The organism is Actinophytocola glycyrrhizae (genome assembly GCF_042653545.1).
Taxonomy (GTDB): domain Bacteria; phylum Actinomycetota; class Actinomycetes; order Mycobacteriales; family Pseudonocardiaceae; genus Actinophytocola; species Actinophytocola glycyrrhizae.
In genome coordinates this window covers 1-18,817 of the sequence record NZ_JBHSIS010000020.1, presented here as the reverse complement: position 1 = coordinate 18,817, position 18,817 = coordinate 1, and the positions used below count along the sequence as shown (strand labels likewise).

General features: G+C 69.4%; 18 protein-coding genes and 4 tRNA genes. 9 read left to right on the top strand and 13 right to left on the bottom strand.

What is annotated here, in order from left to right:
* Positions 1-21 precede the first annotated feature (21 nt).
* Both ACFPCV_RS28210 and ACFPCV_RS28205 read right to left on the bottom strand, forming a co-directional pair.
* Positions 22-351 carry an AzlD domain-containing protein gene (locus tag ACFPCV_RS28210; RefSeq protein WP_378059398.1) on the bottom strand — a complete coding sequence of 110 codons (330 nt, stop codon included), beginning with the start codon at positions 349-351 and terminating at the stop codon, positions 22-24.
* Positions 348-1,037 carry an AzlC family ABC transporter permease gene (locus ACFPCV_RS28205; RefSeq protein ID WP_378059397.1) on the bottom strand — a complete coding sequence of 230 codons (690 nt, stop codon included), beginning with the start codon at positions 1,035-1,037 and terminating at the stop codon, positions 348-350. Before ACFPCV_RS28205 ends, ACFPCV_RS28210 begins: the two co-directional genes overlap by 4 nt.
* Before the next feature lie 79 nt (positions 1,038-1,116).
* Here ACFPCV_RS28205 and ACFPCV_RS28200 point away from each other — a divergent pair, with 79 nt between their 5' ends.
* Positions 1,117-1,668 carry a helix-turn-helix domain-containing protein gene (locus ACFPCV_RS28200; protein WP_378059396.1) on the top strand — a complete coding sequence of 184 codons (552 nt, stop codon included), beginning with the start codon at positions 1,117-1,119 and terminating at the stop codon, positions 1,666-1,668.
* A 4-nt stretch (positions 1,669-1,672) separates the two neighbouring features.
* Here the strand turns inward: ACFPCV_RS28200 and pdxS are convergent, their stop codons facing one another.
* On the bottom strand, positions 1,673-2,587 hold the full coding sequence (gene pdxS, locus ACFPCV_RS28195; protein ID WP_378059395.1) for a pyridoxal 5'-phosphate synthase lyase subunit PdxS: 915 nt from the start codon (positions 2,585-2,587) through the stop codon (positions 1,673-1,675).
* 201 nt (positions 2,588-2,788) lie between these two features.
* Between pdxS and ACFPCV_RS28190 the strand changes: the two genes are divergently transcribed.
* The gene (locus ACFPCV_RS28190) at positions 2,789-4,924 is read left to right on the top strand and encodes an elongation factor G-like protein EF-G2 (RefSeq protein ID WP_378059394.1); all 2,136 of its coding nucleotides are present in this window, start codon (positions 2,789-2,791) and stop codon (positions 4,922-4,924) included.
* Between the two features lie 24 nt (positions 4,925-4,948).
* Here ACFPCV_RS28190 and ACFPCV_RS28185 read toward each other — a convergent pair whose 3' ends face one another.
* The 5 genes from ACFPCV_RS28185 to ACFPCV_RS28165 form a co-directional block, all read right to left on the bottom strand.
* Positions 4,949-5,947, bottom strand: a complete 999-nt coding sequence (locus tag ACFPCV_RS28185) for an NUDIX hydrolase (RefSeq protein ID WP_378059393.1) — start codon at positions 5,945-5,947, stop codon at positions 4,949-4,951.
* Between the two features lie 88 nt (positions 5,948-6,035).
* Complete coding sequence (locus ACFPCV_RS28180; RefSeq protein ID WP_378059392.1) at positions 6,036-7,193, bottom strand: glycosyltransferase family 4 protein; 1,158 nt, start codon at positions 7,191-7,193, stop codon at positions 6,036-6,038.
* Entirely contained in the window at positions 7,190-8,098 is a 909-nt protein-coding gene (locus tag ACFPCV_RS28175) for a phosphatidylinositol mannoside acyltransferase (RefSeq protein WP_378059391.1), read from the bottom strand. The genes ACFPCV_RS28180 and ACFPCV_RS28175 overlap by 4 nt, the downstream gene beginning before the upstream one ends.
* A gap of 54 nt (positions 8,099-8,152) precedes the next feature.
* Positions 8,153-8,764 (bottom strand): phosphatidylinositol phosphate synthase, encoded by a 612-nt coding sequence (gene pgsA, locus ACFPCV_RS28170; protein ID WP_378059390.1) that lies wholly within the window; start codon positions 8,762-8,764, stop codon positions 8,153-8,155.
* Between the two features lie 85 nt (positions 8,765-8,849).
* A complete protein-coding gene (locus tag ACFPCV_RS28165) occupies positions 8,850-9,353 on the bottom strand; it encodes a MarR family winged helix-turn-helix transcriptional regulator (protein ID WP_378059389.1) in 504 nt (167 codons plus the stop codon).
* A gap of 102 nt (positions 9,354-9,455) precedes the next feature.
* Here ACFPCV_RS28165 and ACFPCV_RS28160 point away from each other — a divergent pair, with 102 nt between their 5' ends.
* Positions 9,456-10,028 (top strand): YceI family protein, encoded by a 573-nt coding sequence (locus ACFPCV_RS28160; protein ID WP_378059388.1) that lies wholly within the window; start codon positions 9,456-9,458, stop codon positions 10,026-10,028.
* A 55-nt stretch (positions 10,029-10,083) separates the two neighbouring features.
* Here the strand turns inward: ACFPCV_RS28160 and ACFPCV_RS28155 are convergent, their stop codons facing one another.
* The 3 genes from ACFPCV_RS28155 to ACFPCV_RS28145 all read right to left on the bottom strand — a co-directional run bounded on the left by ACFPCV_RS28155 (position 10,084) and on the right by ACFPCV_RS28145 (position 13,428).
* The gene (locus ACFPCV_RS28155) at positions 10,084-10,635 is read right to left on the bottom strand and encodes an HIT family protein (RefSeq protein WP_378059387.1); all 552 of its coding nucleotides are present in this window, start codon (positions 10,633-10,635) and stop codon (positions 10,084-10,086) included.
* Positions 10,636-10,670: 35 nt separating this feature from the next.
* Positions 10,671-12,695: a threonine--tRNA ligase gene (gene thrS, locus ACFPCV_RS28150; RefSeq protein ID WP_378059386.1), complete on the bottom strand. Its 2,025-nt coding sequence runs from the start codon at positions 12,693-12,695 to the stop codon at positions 10,671-10,673.
* 79 nt (positions 12,696-12,774) lie between these two features.
* Positions 12,775-13,428 (bottom strand): DUF305 domain-containing protein, encoded by a 654-nt coding sequence (locus tag ACFPCV_RS28145; protein WP_378059385.1) that lies wholly within the window; start codon positions 13,426-13,428, stop codon positions 12,775-12,777.
* 104 nt (positions 13,429-13,532) lie between these two features.
* Between ACFPCV_RS28145 and ACFPCV_RS28140 the strand changes: the two genes are divergently transcribed.
* Positions 13,533-14,957, top strand: a complete 1,425-nt coding sequence (locus tag ACFPCV_RS28140) for an LVIVD repeat-containing protein (protein WP_378059384.1) — start codon at positions 13,533-13,535, stop codon at positions 14,955-14,957.
* 50 nt (positions 14,958-15,007) lie between these two features.
* Here ACFPCV_RS28140 and ACFPCV_RS28135 read toward each other — a convergent pair whose 3' ends face one another.
* On the bottom strand, positions 15,008-15,790 hold the full coding sequence (locus ACFPCV_RS28135) for a hypothetical protein (protein ID WP_378059383.1): 783 nt from the start codon (positions 15,788-15,790) through the stop codon (positions 15,008-15,010).
* A gap of 193 nt (positions 15,791-15,983) precedes the next feature.
* Here ACFPCV_RS28135 and ACFPCV_RS28130 point away from each other — a divergent pair.
* The 5 genes from ACFPCV_RS28130 to ACFPCV_RS28110 all read left to right on the top strand — a co-directional run bounded on the left by ACFPCV_RS28130 (position 15,984) and on the right by ACFPCV_RS28110 (position 17,819).
* A tRNA-Val gene (locus ACFPCV_RS28130) sits at positions 15,984-16,058 on the top strand.
* Positions 16,059-17,036: 978 nt separating this feature from the next.
* Positions 17,037-17,462: an SsgA family sporulation/cell division regulator gene (locus tag ACFPCV_RS28125; protein WP_075123646.1), complete on the top strand. Its 426-nt coding sequence runs from the start codon at positions 17,037-17,039 to the stop codon at positions 17,460-17,462.
* Positions 17,463-17,555: 93 nt separating this feature from the next.
* Positions 17,556-17,628 (top strand) — tRNA-Gly (locus ACFPCV_RS28120).
* Positions 17,629-17,671: 43 nt separating this feature from the next.
* Positions 17,672-17,743: transfer RNA gene (locus ACFPCV_RS28115), tRNA-Cys, on the top strand.
* Position 17,744: 1 nt separating this feature from the next.
* A tRNA-Val gene (locus ACFPCV_RS28110) sits at positions 17,745-17,819 on the top strand.
* Positions 17,820-18,092: 273 nt separating this feature from the next.
* Here ACFPCV_RS28110 and ACFPCV_RS28105 read toward each other — a convergent pair.
* A complete protein-coding gene (locus ACFPCV_RS28105) occupies positions 18,093-18,728 on the bottom strand; it encodes a site-specific integrase (protein ID WP_378059382.1) in 636 nt (211 codons plus the stop codon).
* Between the last annotated feature and the right edge of the window lie 89 nt (positions 18,729-18,817).

Sequence of the window (18,817 nt, the reverse complement as noted above, 5' to 3'; positions counted from 1 at the left end):
CTGTGATTCCGTTCAGCTTACTTATGGCACGCCGAGCGCCCGCAGCCCGGCCGCGACAGCGGCGGCCACGACGACCACCACGACGAACGGCGCGCGCCGCCAGGCCAGCACGCCACCGGTCAGCACCCCGGCAGGCAGGGCGATCCCGGCGAAGCCGCCGCCGTCGGTGAGCGCGGCCGTCGCGACCAGCGCGACCAGCAGGACGGTGGCCGCGGTGGACAGCAGTTCCTCGACGCGTGGCGGCACCTCGGCGGTGCCACCCGCCTTGGCCAGGCGGGCCCGCAGCAGCGGCCCGGCGAGCCGGAAGGCGTACGTGCCCGCCGCGAGGACCAGGATCGCGGTGATCGTCATGCGGTCACCGTCTCCTTCTTCCGTGCCGGGATCAGCGCGACCAGCCCGACCAGCGACAGCAGCACCGGCACCCCCGCGGGCAGGAACGGGGTCGTGGCGAGCGCGACCACCGCGCCGAGCAGTGCCGCGTTGCGGGTGCGGGCGTTTCTCAGCGACGGCAGCAGCAGCGCCAGCAGCGCGGCGGGGAACGCCGCGTCCAGGCCGAACGCGTCGGTGTCGCGGATGACCTGCCCCGCGGCGGTGCCGACGATCGTCCCGAGGTTCCACACGACGAACGCGGTGGTGCCGAGGAACCAGAACACGGCCCGTGCCCGCCCCGGGTCCTTCTGCGCCATCGCGAAGGCCACCGACTCGTCGATCATCAGGTGCGAGCCGACCGCCCGCGCGAGGCGCCCGCTGCCCATGATGTCGCCGACCGCGAGGCCGAACGGCAGGTGCCGCGCGTTGAGCAGCAGGGCGCCGAGCACGGCGGCGACCAGCCCGCCGCCCGCGGCCACCACGCCGACCACCATGAACTGTGACCCACCCGCGAACACCAGCACGGACAACGCACTCGGCATCCACCAGTCGAGGCCGCTCGCCACGGCGATCGCGCCGAAGGACACGCCGACGACCGCGATCGCACCGGCCATCGCCAGCATGTCGCGTCGCAGCCCGGGAGTCAGGGTTCGCCAAATCGAACGCATGTCTTTTATGATGAACACCAGTCGAGCCGTTCGTCAAGACGAACGGTCGGTCTCACAGAGCGAACACGGGAGGTCACCCATGGCACAGGCGCCGCTCGACGTCATCGCCTTCTCGCTCCGGCGGGAGCGGGAACGCGCCGGTCTGTCGCTGTCCGAGCTGGCCAAGCGGGCCGGTATCGCGAAGTCCACGCTGTCCCAGCTGGAGGCGGCGAACGGCAACCCGAGCGTGGAAACCCTGTGGGCGCTCGGGGTCGCGCTCGACGTCCCGTTCAGCAGGCTCGTCGAACCCTCGCGCCCGAAGGTGCAGGTCATCCGCGCAGGCGAGGGCCCGGCGGTGTACTCCGAACGGGCGGACTACGTGGCCACCCTGCTGGCGTCCTGCCCGCCGAACGCTCGCCGCGACATCTACCTGATCACCGCCGAGCCAGGGTCGGCCCGCGAGTCCGAACCGCACATGCCCGGCGTGGTGGAGCACGTCGTGCTGTGCTCCGGCCGGGCGCGGATCGGGCTCACCGAGGACCCGGTGGAGGTCGGCCCGGGTGACTACGTCGCCTACCCGGGCGACCTCCCGCACGTCTTCGAAGCGCTCGAACCCGGCACCGCGTCGGTGCTGGTGTCCGAGCACGTGTAGGTGATTACCAGCCGCGCTCGGCGAGCCGGTGCGGCTCGGGCACGTCCTCGACGTTGATGCCGACCATGGCCTCGCCGAGGCCGCGCGACACCTTCGCGAGCACGTCGGGGTCGTCGTGGAACGCGGTCGCCTTCACGATCGCCTCCGCGCGCCTGGCCGGCTCGCCCGACTTGAAGATGCCGGAGCCGACGAATACGCCCTCGGCGCCGAGCTGCATCATCATCGCCGCGTCGGCCGGGGTCGCGATGCCACCCGCGGTGAACAGCACCACCGGCAGCTTGCCCAGCCGTGCCACTTCCCTGACCAGCTCGTAGGGCGCCTGCAGTTCCTTGGCGGCGACGAACAGCTCGTCCTCGGGCAGCGACGTCAGCCGCTTGATCTCGCCGCGGATCCTGCGCATGTGCGTGGTCGCGTTCGACACGTCACCCGTGCCCGCCTCGCCCTTCGAGCGGATCATGGCAGCGCCCTCGGTGATCCGGCGCAGCGCCTCGCCCAGGTTCGTCGCACCGCACACGAACGGCACGGTGAACTGCCACTTGTCGATGTGGTTGGCGTAGTCGGCCGGGGTGAGCACCTCGGACTCGTCGACGTAGTCGACACCGAGCGACTGCAGGACCTGCGCCTCCACGAAGTGGCCGATGCGGGCCTTGGCCATCACCGGGATGGAGACCGCTTCGATGATCCCGTCGATCAGGTCGGGGTCGCTCATCCTGGCGACGCCGCCCTGTGCGCGGATGTCCGCTGGCACGCGCTCGAGCGCCATCACCGCGACCGCACCCGCGTCCTCGGCGATCTTCGCCTGCTCGGCGGTGACCACGTCCATGATCACGCCGCCCTTGAGCATCTCCGCCATACCCCGCTTGACGCGGGCCGTGCCGGTCTCCGGCGTACTGGCTGCGGTCTCAGAAACCTCGGTCACCAAATCGTCCTTCCTATGTGGATTCCCCAACCAGTCTAGGCGCGATGTGGCCATTCCCAGCGTGCCAATCCGGAGGTATCTCGCCAGGCCACTTCGCCGGTCGGGGTTGTCCGACCAGGCAAACAGGTGTGAGATCGAGCACATAGGCGAACACACCGACCATCCGGCTGACAGTGCGGTCAAGCGGAAAGGGTGAGTGGCATGGCCAGCAAACACTCAGACAACGGTGACGGCGGAGCCGCGGTCGCTGTGGACGACCCGGCCAAGGTGCGGAACATCGTTCTCGTCGGGCCGTCCGGCTCCGGGAAGACCACCCTCACAGAAGCCCTGCTCACCACCGCGGGCGTGATCAGCAGGGCGGGCTCGGTCACCGAGGGCACCACCGTCTGCGACCACGACCCCGCCGCCCAGCGCCAGCAGCGCTCCGTCGGGCTGTCCGTCGCGCCGCTGGTCCACAACGACGTCAAGATCAACCTGATCGACACCCCCGGATACGCGGACTTCGTCGGCGAGGTGCGGGCGGGCCTGCGGGCCGCGGACGCCGCCCTGTTCGTCGTGTGCGCGGCCGAGGGCGTCGACCCGGCGACCATCGCACTGTGGGAGGAGTGCGCCGCGGTGGGCATGCCGAGGGCGGTGGTCGTCGCGCGCCTCGACCACCAGCGCGCGGACGCCGGCGCGGAGATCCGGGCCTGCCAGGAGGCCTTCGGCGCGGGCGTGCTGCCGCTGTACCTCCCCTCGACGGACAGGCCGGGCCTGCTGGGGCTCATCACCCGCCGGTTCCTCGACTACTCGAACGGCTTCCCGCCCCGGGTCGGCGAGCCGGACGAGGCCGACCTCGCGCGGATCGACGAGGCACGCAACGAGCTCATCGAGGGCATCATCGCCGAGAGCGAGGACGAGACCCTCATGGACCGCTACCTCGAAGGCGAGGACATCGAGACCGAGACGCTGATCAGCGACCTCGAGACCGCGGTCGCCCGCGGCTCCTTCCACCCCGTCCTTCCCGTCTGCGCGACCAGCGGTGTTGGTCTCGCCGAGCTGCTGGAGGCGCTGACCGGTGCGTTCCCGTCACCGCTCGAGCACCCGGTGCCGGCCGTGACCGACGTCAACGGCCGCGACCTCGGCACTGGCGGCGGCCGGATCTCCGCCGACCCCGACGGGCCGCTGGTGGCCGAGGTCGTGCGCACCGCCATCGACTCCTACGTCGGCCGCGTGTCACTCGTCCGGGTGTTCTCCGGGACGCTGCGGCCGGAGCGGCCGGTCCACATCTCCGGGCACGGCATGGCCGACCGCGGCCACGAGGACCACGACGTCGACGAACGCGTCGCACACATCTACTCCCCGCTCGGCTCGAACCTGCGCGAGGTCACGCACTGCGTCGCCGGCGACATCTGCGCGCTGACCAAACTCGGGTCGGCCGAGACCGGCGACACCGTCTCCAGCCCCGAGAAGCCACTGCTGATGCGGCCGTGGCCGATGCCCGAACCGCTGCTGCCGGTGGCGGTGGTCGCGAAGACCCGCAGCGACGAGGACACGTTGTCCCGCAACCTGTCCCGGCTCGTCGCCGGGGACCCGACGCTGCGACTGGAACGCAACGCCGAGACCCACCAGCTCGTGCTGTGGTGCATGGGCGAGGCGCACGCGGACGTCGTGCTGGCGCGGCTGCGGGCCGGTGGCGCTGACGTCGACACAGAACCGGTGAAGATCGCGCTGCGGGAGACGTTCGCGACCAAGGCACGCGGGCACGGCCGGCACGTCAAGCAGTCCGGCGGGCACGGCCAGTACGCCGTGTGCGACATCGAGGTCGAGCCGCTGCCGGCCGGGTCCGGGTTCGAGTTCGCGGACAAGGTCGTCGGCGGTTCCGTGCCGTCCCAGTTCATCGGGTCGGTCGAGAAGGGGGTGCGGGCGCAGCTGGAGAAGGGGCTGCAGGCCGGTTACCCGGTGGTCGATCTGCGCGTGACCCTGTTCGACGGCAAGGCGCACAGCGTCGACTCCTCCGACGCGGCGTTCCAGATGGCCGGTTCGCTCGCGTTGAAGGACGCGGCCGCCAACGGCCGGCTCTCGCTGCTGGAACCGGTCGACGCGGTGGCGGTGCGACTGCCCGACGAGCACCTCGGCACCGTGCTGGGCGACCTGTCGTCCCGGCGCGGCCGCGTGCTCGGCACGGAGGCCGACCCGACGCCGGGCTACAGCGTGGTCCGCGCCGAGGTCCCGGCGACCTCGTTGCTGCGGTACGCGATCGACCTGCGTTCCATCACGTCCGGCTCGGCCACGTTCACCCGTACCTTCAGCCGCTACGACCCGCTGCCCGAGTCCCTGGCCGCCCAGTTCACCTGAACCGGTCTTCCGAAAGCGTGACCTTCAGCGGACCGTGCGGACCGTGCCGTCCCACTTGGCCGTCAGCACGCTGGGCAGCAGCGTCGGCAGCTGAACGGGGTACACGGTCTCGTCGGTCTCGCGCAGCTCATGGACCGTCCACCACCGGTGGCCGTCGACGACGTCGTTCTCGACGTCGGTGAAGCCCGACGTGTCGACGTGCACCTCGTCGGCCATGTCGGCGACGAAGAACCACTCCTCGCCGTCGTAGGTGCGGCCGTCGAAGCTGAACGCGACCCGGCGCCGCCACACCGGGCCCACGAGCGCGTCATCGGACAGCTTCACGCCGGTCTCCTCGGCCAGCTCCCGCAACGCGGCCGACCGCAGGTCCTCCCCCGGCTCGACGCCGCCGCCGACGGTGAACCAGAACCGCGCCTCCGGGCGGATCGGGTCGTGGCCGTTGAACAGCAGCACCCTGCGTTCCGGGTCGAGCAGCAGCACCCGTGCCGACGGGCGCGGCAGCGGCGCCCCGTCCGGCTCACCGGACAGGGTCGGCTCGACGATCTCGAAGTACTCCGGCTGCCTGGCCGTCCCGGCGAGCTTCAGCCACCGCACCAGCCGCCTGCGCCGCTGCGTGAGCGTGTCGCGGACCGCGTCGTTGTGCACCCGGCGGGCGATGACCACGCGGTGCTCCGCGTCGAGCAGCTCGGCAGCCAGCGCCAGCGGCAGCTTGGCCCTGTCGACGGCCGCGAGCTGCAGCGACAGGCGGTTCTCGGCCTCCTCGCGTTCCTCCCGCGGGGTGCGCTCGGCGCGTTCGGCCTCGGCGCGCAGCCGGTCGGCACTGACGTCGTCCAGCCGGATGGCCGCCGCGGCGGCACGGGCAACGACCGCCCGCCGCGCCAGTGCCGCGTCCAGTGCCGCCCACGCCGCGTCGGTGCGCACGTGCAGCCGGTCCAGCCGGTTCGCGGTCGCGGCGAGCCACAGCCCCAGCACCAGGGCAACGAGGACGACAACGACGACAAGCGTGACGACCAACGCTGTCACGACGCTCCCTCACCCGCTCCGTGGCGCAGCAACGCTCCGCAGGCTCGGCAGCGTCCTGAACACCGATGGTCCGCTCCGCAAGCTCGGCTCACGACACCTCACCAGACTCGAGACCGGCATCTGACTCGACGATCCGCCGCGGGTCGGCGGCGATCGCCTGCTCGTAGACCCGCAGCACCTGGCCGGACAGCACCGTCCAGTCGAACGCCGTCACCCGCCTGCGGGCGGCCGCCACGAACGACTCGCGCCGCTGCGGGGAGACAAGCATCCCGCGCAGCGCGTCGGCCAGACCGACCGGGTCACCGACCGGGAACAGGGCACCGGCGCGACCGTCGTCGAGCACCCGCCGGAACGCGTCGAGGTCGCTGCCGACCACCGCGGCGCCCGCCGACATCGCCTCCGTCAGGATCATCCCGAAGCTCTCGCCGCCGGTGTTCGGCGCGCAGTACACGTCGACGCTGCGCAGCGCGCGTGCCTTCATCGCGTCGTCGGCCTGCCCGAGCAGCTCGAGCCGGTCGGCCAGCTCCCTGCCCGCCTCGCGGCGCAGCTCGTCCTGGTCGCCGCCGCCCACCACGAGCAGCCGCAGCCCGGGGAACTCCGGTGCGAGGATCCGCAACGCGGACAACAGGACCGGCATGCCCTTGCGCGGCTCGGTGAACCGGCCGACGAACCCCACCGTGCCGCCGTCGCGGGGGTAGCCCGGCAGCGGCTCCGCGGCGGAGAAGAACTCGACGTCCACGCCGTTGGGGATCTCCACGGCGTCCCCACCGAGGTGTTCGACCTGCACGCGGCGCGCGAGCGCGGACACGGCGATCCGCGCGGTGATCTTCTCCAGGAACGGCCGCAGCACCGGCTCGAACGCGCTCAGCGTGCGCGACCGCGAGGTGGACGTGTGGAAGGTCGCGACGATCGGGCCGTCGGCGATCATCAGCGCCAGCAGCGAAAGGCTCGGCGTCGTCGGCTCGTGCAGGTGCAGCACGTCGAAGTCGTGCTCGCGGATCCAGCGGCGCACCCGCCGGTAGGACACCGGCCCGAACGACAGCCGCGCCACCGAGCCGTTGTAGGGGATGCCGACCGAGCGGCCGGTCGGGTGGACGAAGTCGGGCAGCGGCGTGTCCTCGTCGGCTGGCGCGAGCACGTCGACCTCGTGACCGCGCTTGCGCAGCGCCTTGGCCAGGTCGAGCACGTGGCCCTGCACCCCTCCGGGGACCTCGAAGGAGTACGGGCACACGATGCCGATCTTCATCGCGATCCCTGCAGCGCCTTCCGCCGCTCGTCGTCGAGGTCGGCGAGCCAGAGCTTCTGCATCATGTGCCAGTCGGCCGGGTGCGTGGCGATGTCGGCGGCGAACGCGTCGGCCATCCGCTGTGTCGCGGGCGCGACGTCCTCGCGGCCGTGCACGACGATCGGGGTGTGGATCCGCACGCCCCAGCCGTCCTCGGTGAAGGTGTTGTCCGCGATCAGCAGCTCCGCGCCGGTGACCGCCGCGAGCCGGGCCGGGCCGGACGGCATGCGGGCCTCCTCGCCGAAGAACGTGACCGGGATACCCCGCTTCGACAGGTCCCGGTCGGCGACCAGGCACACGATCTTGTTGGCGCGCAGGCGTTCGATCAGCAGCCGGTACGCGCCGCCCTCGCTGGGCAGGATCTCGAACCCGAGCGACTCGCGGTAGGAGGCGAACCGCTGGTAGAGCGACTCTGGCTTGAGCCGTTCTGCGACGGTGGTGAACGAGCCGTGGTGGCCGACCATCCAGATGCCGGAGATGTCGAAGTTGCCGGTGTGCGGCAGCGCCATGACCGCGCCCTTGCCGCGTTCGAGGGCCGCGTCGATCAGCGCCGCGCCGACGAACCTCTCGTTCACCTGCTGGTAGAGCTTCTTGTGGTCCATCCCGGGGAGCCGGAAGGCTTCCTTCCAGTACCTCGCGTACGACCGCAGGCCCGCGTGGACGAGTTCGTCCAGCTCGGCGGGCCCGGCCTGGGGCACGACACGCGCGTAGTTGCGGCGCAGCTGCTGGACCCCCGGCCCGTTGCGGCGCGCGCCGAAGTCGGCCGCGGCCCGGAACAGCCCGTTCGCCACCGGCTCCGGGAGGCCCCGCACGACGCCCCAGCCCGTTGCGTACGCGAGGTCGGACAACCGTTGCGCAGCTTTCATACCGCCCCCTCGCAGGCTCGACCTCGACGATTCGCTCCGCAAGCTCCGCTCATGTCAGGTAGCCTCCGCTGCCGCCGACTGCCGCACCGCGACCAGCCGCTGCCCCACTGTGATCGCCGAACCGGCGACGAGCAGCCACAGTGCCACGTCGACCGCGTAGGGCACGCCGAGCCCCTGCAGGCCGGTGCCGACCAGCGCGATGATCAGCCGCTCCGCCCGCTCGACGAGCCCGACGTTGGCGGACAGCCCGGACGCCTCCGCTCGTGCCTTGATGTAGGAGATGACCTGGCCGAGCACGAGGCAGATCAACGCGGCCGCGGCGAGTGGTCTGCGGTCGGCCACCTCGAAGGCGTACCACGCGATGCCCGCCATCAACGCGCCGTCGGCGATCCGGTCGCACACCGAGTCGAGCACCCCGCCGAACTTCGTGCCACCGCCCCGCGCCCGCGCCATCGCGCCGTCGAGCAGGTCGAGCATGACGAAGCCCCACACGACGAACGTGCCCGCCAGCAGGTGCCCGGCGGGGAACAGCCAGAGCGCGAAGCCGACCGCACCCGCGGTGCCGATGACGGTCATCCCGTTCGGCGTGAGGCCGATCCGTACCAGCGCGGCACCGATCGGGTCGGTGACACGTGAGACCGAGGCTCTGGCGAAGATGTTCAGCATGGGGGCGGTGAGCCTCACGGACGGGTGAACGGCTGATGGCTTCAGCAGCCTACTGGGTTCGGTGGCCCGTTCCGCCCCGCGTCGGTCAGGACGCGCGGCCCTCCGCCGTGAGGCTCGGGCAGGTCACCGCGGGCGGCGTGCCCAGGCCACGCTGGATGGCCCTGCTGATCTCGCCCAGCTGTTCCACCTGCTCCGGGGTGAGCTGGTCGAACAGCCGCTCCCGCACCTCGGTCACATGGCCTGGCGCCGCCGCGTCGAGCGCGGCGAAGCCCGCGTCGGTCAGCATCGCGTACGAGCCGCGCTTGTCGGTCGGGCAGTCGCGGCGGCACACCCAGCCTGCCTCCTCGAGGCGGGCGACGGCGTGCGACAGCCTGCTGCGGGACGAGTTGCGGACACCGGCCAGCTCGCTCATGCGCAGCGTGCGGTCCGGCGCCTCGGACAGCGCGACGAGGATCTCGTAGTACGCGTGCGGCATCCCGGCGTCCCGTTGGAGCTGCCGGGCGAGCGCGTCGGCCAGCCCAAGGGTCGCCGACAGGTACGAACGCCAGATCTCCTGTTCGCGGTCGGTCAACCAGCGGGTCTCTGACATGTCACCAGTGTACTTGTTGAACTCTCAATCATGTAGGTGTACTGTCACGGTTGATCGTTCAACAACTGATCTCTCAACTATCTCCACAGGAGGACCTTCCAGATGAGCAGTGCCACCAGCATCGAGATCCCGGGTTACGTCGCCGGTACCTGGGACATCGACCAGGCGCACTCCGAAGTGGGTTTCGTCGTCCGCCACCTGGTGGTCACGAAGGTCCGCGGCCGGTTCGCGAACTTCAGCGGCACGATCGTGGCCGCCGAGAACCCGCTCGAGTCGAGCGTGGACATCGAGATCGACCTGAACTCGATCACCACGAACAGCGACCAGCGCGACGGCCACCTGCGCTCGGCCGACTTCTTCGAGGTCGAGAAGTACCCGACGATGACCTACCGGGCGGCCGGCGTCCGCCAGGACGGCGACAAGTTCGTGCTCGACGGCGAACTCACGCTCAAGGGCATCACCAAGGTCGTGCCGCTGACCTTCGAGCTGAACGGCATCGGCGAGAACCCGCTCACCGGTGGCGGCGCCGTCGCGGGCTTCTCGGGTACCGCGTCGATCAACCGCAGGGACTTCAACGTCAACTTCGAGGGCGTGCAGAACGGCGTCGCGGTCGTCGCCGACAAGATCGACATCCACATCGAGGCCGAGGCGAACCTCCGTCAGCCGCAGGCCTGAGCCCGGCTTCGGCGCCGCTGTCGAAGGGTCCGTTCGAGCTGCTCGAACGGACCCTTCACGGCATCCCGGCCCAGGCCTTCGCGAGCAGCCCGCGGGTCTCCGCCAGCAGCTGCGGCAGCACCTTCGTGTGCCCGACCACCGGCATGAAGTTCGCGTCGCCACCCCATCTGGGCACCACGTGCTGGTGCAGGTGCGCGGCGATCCCGGCGCCTGCGATCACGCCCTGGTTCATGCCGACGTTGAACCCGTGCGGCGCCGACACCGACCGGACGACGGTCATCGCCTTCTGGGTGAACACCGCCAGCTCCGTCGTCTCCTCCGGCGTCAGGTCGGTGTAGTCGGCGACGTGCCGGTACGGCACCACCATCAGGTGACCCGGGTTGTACGGGTAGAGGTTCAGCACCCCGTACACCAGTTCGCCACGCGCGATGATCAGCGCGTCGACGTCGTCGAGGCCCGGCAGGCGGCAGAACGGGCACCCGTCGGCCTCCTCGCCGACGGGCTTGCCCTCACCCCTGATGTAGGCCATGCGATGCGGGGTCCACAGGCGCTGCAACGCGTCGGGCACACCGACGCCATCCTGCTCGTCGAACTCCGCACCGGTCATCGGCTGTTCCGCCTCCCCGAACTTCGAACCCGATCCTAGTTCTCGACCTCGACCACCTCGGCTGACGGCGACGTGTTCTCCCTGCGTCCCACCCACTCGACCACGGTGCGCACCGCCTCGTCGACCGGCACGCCGTTGATCTGGCTGCCGTCGCGGAAACGGAACGACACCGCGCCCGCCGCCACGTCCTTACCACCCGCGAGCAGCATGAACGGCACCTTCTGGGTGGTGTGGTTGCGGATCTTCTTCTGCATGCGGTCGTCGGAGGTGTCCACGTCGGCGCGGATCCCCTCGGCACGCAGCCTCTCCGCCACGGCCTGAAGGTGCGGCGCGTGCTCGTCGGCGATCGGGATGCCCACCACCTGCACCGGCGCGAGCCACGCGGGGAACGCACCGGCGTAGTGCTCGGTCAGCACCCCGAAGAACCGCTCGATCGACCCGAACAGGGCACGGTGCAGCACGACCGGCATCTGGCGGGAACCGTCGGAGGCCGTGTAGGCCAGCTCGAACCGCTTCGGGTGGTTGAAGTCCACCTGGATGGTGGACATCTGCCACGACCGGCCGATCGCGTCCTTCGCCTGCACCGAGATCTTCGGCCCGTAGTAGGCGGCGCCACCCGGGTCCGGCACCAGCTCCAGGCCCGAGTCGACGGCGGCCTGCCGCAGCGTCTCGGTGGCCTCCGCCCACTCCTCGTCCGAGCCGATGAACTTGCCGGTGTCGCCCTTGGTCGACAGCTCCAGGTAGAAGTCCGACAGGCCGTAGTCGGCGAGCAGGTCCAGCACGAACCGCAGCAGCGACCGCAGCTCGCCGGGCATCTGCTCCTTGGTGCAGTAGATGTGCGAGTCGTCCATGGTCAGCCCGCGAACACGGGTCAGGCCGTGCACCACGCCGGACTTCTCGTACCGGTACACGGTGCCGAACTCGAACAGCCGCAGCGGCAGCTCCCGGTACGACCGCCCGCGCGACCGGAAGATCAGGTGGTGCATCGGGCAGTTCATGGCCTTGAGGTAGTAGTTCTCCTCGTCGAACTTCAACGGGGGGAACATGGTGTCCGCGTAGTAGGGCAGGTGACCCGAGGTGAGGAACAGCTGTTCCTTGGTGATGTGCGGGGTGTTGACGAACTCGTAGCCGGACTCCTCGTGGCGGCGCCGCGAGTAGTTCTCCAGCTCGCGGCGGATGATGCCGCCCTTCGGGTGGAACACCGGAAGACCCGACCCGATCTCCTCCGGGAAGGAGAACAGGTCCAGCTCGGCGCCCAGCTTGCGGTGGTCGCGGCGCTCCGCCTCGGCCAACCGCTCCAGGTGGGTGTCCTGCGCCTCCGTCGACTCCCACGCGGTGCCGTAGATGCGCTGCAGCTGGGGGTTCTTCTCATCGCCACGCCAGTAGGCGGCGGCGACGCGGGTCAGCTTGAACGCCGGGATGTGCTTGGTGGTCGGCACGTGCGGGCCGCGGCACAGGTCGCCCCACACCTGCTCGCCGGTGCGCGGGTCCACATTGTCGTAGATGGTCAGCTCGCCGCCGCCGACCTCCATGACCTCGTCGGTGTCGACATCCGACTTGAGGTCGACCAGCTCCAGCTTGAACGGCTCGGCCGCCAGCTCCTCCTTGGCCGCCTCGACCGACTCGACCTTGCGGCGGGAGAAACGCTGGGCGCCCTTGACGATCTGCTTCATGCGCTTCTCGAGCGCCTGCAGGTCTTCTGGGGTGAACGGCTTGTCGACGTCGAAGTCGTAGTAGAAGCCGTCCCGCACCGGCGGGCCGATGCCGAGCTTGGCCTCGGGGAACTGCTGCTGCACGGCCTGTGCCAGCACGTGCGCGGCGGAGTGCCGGATGACCGAGCGGCCGTCGTCGGTGTTCGCCGCGACCGGTTCGACCTGCGCGTCGGCCTCCGGGGTCCAGGACAGGTCCCGCAGACGGCCGTCGACGTCGCGGACCACGACGATCGCGTCGGGACCCTTGCCGGGCAGTCCTGCCTCGCGGACCGCTGCGCCCGCCGTGGTGCCGGCCGGCACCACCACTCGCGGGGTGGGCTCGACGGCAGACGGACGCGATTCGGACACGGTGACTCCTCAGTCCCTGGTCGATACTGGTCAGCAGATGCTATCGAGCGACCCCGGGCGTTGGCCTGCGGGTTTCCGCTCAGCCGTCCAGCCACTTCCGCATGCGGCGGATCTCGTCGGACTGCTCCGCGGTGACGTCGTCGGCGATCTCCTGGACGCGGATGTCCATACCGTTCTTGCGCACCTCGTCGGCCATGGTCAGCGCGCCCTGGTGGTGGGCGATCATCAGCTGCAGGAACAGCGTGTCGAAGCCATCGCCCCTCGCCTTCTCGAGCTCGGCCAACTGCTCGTCCGTGGCCATGCCCGGCATCGCACCGCCGCCGTGGCCGTGCGGCGCGTCCGGGTTCACGGTCGGTATGGCGTGCTGGGACAGCCAGCGGTTCATCATGTCGATCTCGGGACCCTGGACGTCGTGGATGCGGCTGGCGAGCCCCTTGACATCGCTCGACGAGGCCCGCTCCGGCGCGAGTCCGGCCATGTGGACCGCCTGCCGGTGATGGACGATCATGTCCTTGACGAACTTCTTGTCCGCGTCGTTGGGGCCGGGCTGCTCACTGACAGTGGCCTCGCCCGGCGGGATCGTGCTGGCCTCCTCCCCCGGCGCACCAGGCACGATCACGGGCGCGGAGTTGGTCGGCGGTGGCGCAGCGGTGCAGCCGCCGAGCACACCGAGGGTGACGAGCACCCCCGCCCCGGCCCTGGCCAGCCGATACGTCCAGTTCGTCGCTCTCACAGGAAACCGGTTTCCCATCTGCCGCCCACCGAGGATTAGATCTAGTTTATTACCGGCCCAACTGTTCATAATGTGTCATCCCAACGGCACGAGAGGGGACCGTCGTGAGCTCCACCCTGCGCGGCTGGCGTCGAAGAGTGTCAGTCGCCGCGATCGGCGCGGCAACCCTGGCGATCGGCGTGCTCACCGCGCCAGGGGCGTCCGCACAGGACTTCCCCGGCGCGGACGAGATCGTCAGCAGCCCGAACATGAAGCACGAACTGAACATCCCGCAGACCGCGCCGCTCGCCGGAGCGGGCTCGACGGGTACCGACATCGCCTTCCAGGGTCGCTACGCGTTCGTCGGCAACTACCTCGGCTTCACCATCTACGACATCAAGAACCCGAAGAAGACCAGGATCGTGAGCCAGGTGCTCTGCCCAGGCTCGCAGAACGACATCTCGATCATCGGCGACCTGGTCTTCCTGTCCACCGACTCGCGTCGCAGCGACGACTCGTGCAACTCGACCTCCCAGCCCGACGGCTCCAAGGCCTACTGGGAGGGCGTCAAGATCTTCGACGTGAGCGACAAGCGGGCACCGCGGTACATCAAGGCCGTGGAGACCGCGTGTGGCTCGCACACGCACACCCTGGTGCCGTCGAAGGACCGCAGGACCGCCTACCTGTACGTCTCGTCGTACAGCCCGTCGGCGTCGCTTTCCGGCTGCCAGCCGCCGCACGACAAGCTCTCGATCGTCGAGGTGCCGCTGCGCAACCCGACCGCGGCCAGAGTCGCGGCAACCCCGGTGCTGTTCCCGGACGGCGGCAACCCCGGCATCCCGGGCAACGTCGAGGATGGCTACGTGTCGGCCACCTCCGGCTGCCACGACATCACCGTGTACCCGGAGAAGGACCTCGCCGCGGGTGCCTGCATGGGTGACGGTGTGCTGTTCGACATCTCCGACCGCCTCAACCCGCGCGAGCTCCACCGCATCCAGGACGACGAGAACTTCGCGTTCTGGCACTCGGCGACGTTCAACAACGCGGGCACCAAGGTCGTCTTCACCGACGAGCTCGGCGGCGGCGGCGCGGCGACGTGCAACGCCGAGATCGGCGAGAAGCGCGGTGCCGACGGCATCTACGACATCGTCGGTCGCGGTGACCACCGCAAGCTCGTGTTCAAGAGCTACTTCAAGATCGACCGCCACCAGACCGACGACGAGAACTGCGTCGCACACAACGGTTCGCTGATCCCGGTGAAGGGCAAGGACATCATGGTCCAGGCCTGGTACATGGGCGGCATCGAGGTCTGGGACTTCACGAACTCGGCGAAGCCGAAGAAGATCGGCTTCATCGAGCGCGGCCCCGCGGCCGACCCGGACACGGGCGGCGGCAGCTGGTCGGCGTACTACTACAACGGCTACATCTTCTCGTCCGACCTCGGCAAGGGCTTTGATGTCTTCAGCATCAACGACCGGCGCACGAACCCCGCGAAGCACGTGCGGATGACCGAGCTGAACGTCCAGACCCAGGGCAGCTACGGCCGCTGAACGGTGTGAACGTGGAGGCCCCGCCGGCTCAGACCGGCGGGGCCTCACTCTCATGTGAGGGCCCGCAGGTCCCCGGTCACCATCGCCCTCAGCACCCGCCCGACAGGTGCGCCGTCCCGGCCTGGCGCGGTCACCCGCACCAGGTCCCCGTCCGCCTCGGCGGTCGCTCCCGGCAGCAGCTCGTCCCACGACTGCCTGGTGGAGGGCACGTCCCCGGCCAGCGCCTTCTCCACCGCGTCCTTGTCGGCGGCCAGGCAGAACACCTCGGTCCCGTCCTCCAGGACCCCGGCGGCCTCCCGCTCGATCCGAGCGGCGACGACGTCCCCGAGACAGCGGGCGAGCCCACCGATCCGCTCGTCGGCGGCGAGCGTCTCGTCCCCGGGGACGGACACCCACTCGACACCGGCCCTGGCGGGAGCGAACGCGAAGGCCCCCTCCGCCGTCCGGATGACGTTGAACTGGTTGGTCTGCACCACCCCGATGAACGGCCCGTCGAAGTCGATCTCGAGGTCCGCCCCACTGGTCCAGAGGGTGGCCCCGTCCTGCTCGGCCCGCTCGATGCCCATCCCGGCGAGCCGCGAGTCCACCGCCGCCACGTCGTAGTCCCCCCAGAGCACCGACCCCCACCGAGGCGGCTGCCCGACGAGTAGCCCCTCGTCGAACGTCCCCGGATCCACCCCGATCGCCTCGTCAACGCGCTTCGCCGTGTTCGCGATGGTGCCGTAGCCGTAGCCCTGGAGGGCCAGGAACCGCTCGCCCAGCTCCCGTAGCCGGGCGGGTGCCCCGTACTCGACGGAGGTCCGGGAGTCCGACGTGGCCCGAACCTTCGCCAAGGCCCCGACCAGCCCATCAGCGAAGATGGCGGGCGGTGCCGAGTCCTCCTCGCCTGAGCACCCGGCAAGCACCACCCCAAGGGCAGCGACGACAGCGAGCGGCTTAACCGCAGGTAAAGGCATCAGAAGATCTTATGGTGACCCTCTGCGCATGCCCCTGAGAGGCATCCGGTAGTCTTTCGCCATCGCTGAGGGGCGATTAGCTCAGCGGGAGAGCGTTCCGCTCACACCGGAAAGGTCACTGGTTCGATCCCAGTATCGCCCACCACCGACGGCCGACCCATACTCGCAGAACGCGCGAGCCGGGTCGGTCGTCGTTGTTTCCGGGGTACAACTCCAGACCCGCCCCGGCCCCGCTGGTGACGCGTTTCCTCATCCTGTTCGCTTGTCGCCCCCCTGCATCGACTGGCCGCACCACTGAGCGAGCCCCCGCCGCCCGAGGACCGTGACGCGCCCGCCCTGCCCCACCAGGCCACGCTCTGCACCTCGCCCGCTCTGGCCCCTCGCTCTCCGCCCGTTCGCGAGCGGTCGCCACTCATCAAGTGGACGGCAATTGCCTCTGCGTGTGATGTGCTGTGCGTCACAATCGCCGCGGCGGCGGCGGCAGGTCCGGCAATGGGCAGCCCTCTTCGCCAACGCGCGGCGCGTTTGCCACTACTTGCCTGGTCAGAGCGCTTACCGCTTACGCACAGGCGGATTGGCGTAGCGGGGCTGCCACCGAGCGTGGCAGTCGTGTCGCCGAGATCACCCAGTTGGAGTGGCTTTACACCCCGAATGGGTGGCCGTAACCCAACTTTGAGGTGACTCGCACCAGCCAGGTGTTGATCACCGCCAGGACAACGACCGTCCTGCTTGGACTGTCGATCACCCGTATGGGTCAGCCTTCGTCACCCGGTCGTTCACTCCGGTGTCCGGCCGGGTTCTTTCCCGCCTCAAGTTGGTGTCCGGTTAGGGGAAATTCTCGTTCGCCGCGGGTTGTATGGCCCTACCCTGAGGTAAGTTGCCGGATGGCACGGGGCAATATCCGGGCCACGGCGCTACCGGGGTGCGGACGGTCCTTGCCAGGGATGCAAATGGCGGAACGGCACCGACTCACGGAGCGTCGCGGACCGGGTGCGTTCCGCTGAAATGCTGGCCCGGATGGGTGAACTGCGAGGGTTGTGCGATCGAAAGAGGTCCTTCAACCGTCACAGGGACAGGGGCTCAGTCGTTTCAAGGCTGGGAAGGGAGAGAAGGGGTAGCGACAATGCGCAACGACCACGTAACGCTCCGCTCAACAGCGGTGTTCGACCTACTCGCGCCGCGGACGCCTGCCGTCCCCGTGAAGGTCGAGCTGCGCTACGACACGCGCGATCCCTACGCCGTTGTCGCGGCCTTCCGCACCGGCCGCGCGGGGTGGGTCGAGTGGGTCTTCGCACGTGACCTGCTCGCCGACGGTCTCATCGCGGAAGCAGGCAACGGCGACGTACGGATCCGGCCGGCGGTCGACGATCCCGAGGTCGTCGTCATCGAGCTCAGCTCACCGTCGGGGCACGCCGTGTTCGAGGCGTCGGCACAGGAACTGGCCGACTTCCTGGACCGCACGTACGACGTCGTGGTCCCCGGCAACGAACACCTCTGGGTCGACGTGGACGAGGCACTGACACACCTCATCTCCACCGACCTGACATGACAGGGACCCCCCTGTGATCGTCGATTCGGCCATCGGATAGAGTTCCGCTCACACCGAGGGGAACACGGAATCCGTTCCACAGCCCCAGGTTTCGCGGACGTGGCGCAGCTGGTAGCGCATCACCTTGCCAAGGTGAGGGTCGCGGGTTCGAATCCCGTCGTCCGCTCGAGTAGGGGATCCCATAACCCCCAACTCCACGCGGTAGCCACGGCGGCGTGGCCGAGTGGCTTAGGCAAGGGCCTGCAAAGCCCTGTACGCGGGTTCGATTCCCGCCGCCGCCTCGGGCGATTAGCTCAGTGGGAGAGCACTACCTTGACACGGTAGGGGTCACTGGTTCAATCCCAGTATCGCCCACCAGACATAAACGCTGGTCAGACGGCCTGTTGGTGATCATCACCGACAGGCCGTTTCTGCGTTGTGGGAGCAAATTGGGAGCAACTGATCTTGACCACACTTGCATCCCGGTAGTGGTCACCCGCATCGGTGCTCCCAAAATGCTCCCACCGCTGCTGCAACCCGCCGAGCATCGCGGTGATCATGGGTGGGGTGACGTGGGAGTAGATCCCGGACACCCCTTCTGCCGATGGCCCATGCGACGGTGTCGCAGGACGTCCGGAACGTGGTCCTCGATCAACCACGTGTTGTGCGTGTGACGCAGATCATGAAAGTGCAGACCGGGCGCGATCGGATCCCAGCCACGCTTGGCGTCTCCGGCGACGGCAGGCAGCCAGACCCGTCGCCGGAAGTTCGCCCGCCGATGCCATCCACCCTCGAACGCCGTGAACACATACCGAGCCCCGGATGTGACGCGCGCAGCTCAGCGAGCAGGTCGACCAGGAACGGCGGCAGGTGCACGGTGCGGACGCTGGCCTTGGTCTTCGGCGGCCCCAACTCCAACGTCGCGCCGACTTCGTGCAGAGCCCCGTCCTTGGCGTCGATGCTCAGGTGGCCGCGGTCCAGGTCGACCCGCTGCCACTGGAGCCCGGCGAGTTCGCCCCATCGCATCCCACCGTATGCGGCCATGATCATCATCACACGGTCCATCAACCGCGCCCGCCCCGCGATCATCGACACCTGCTCCGGTGTCGCGACAGGCCGCTCATCCCCGGCGCCGGTGTTGATCCGCAGTCGGCGGCACGGGTTCGCTGCGATCAGTCCTTCGTCGACGGCTTCGTTCATGATCGTCGAGAACAGCGACACCACGTCCTGCACGGTGGGTTCCGCCAGCGACCGTCGCAGGGCCTTGACCCAGGCCTTGACTGTCATTGGCGCGCCTCCCACTTTCCGGACAGTGAGGTGATCTCAGCGACTTTCAGGTGAGTCGGCCGTGTTCGAAATGGGTGAGGACGAGTGCG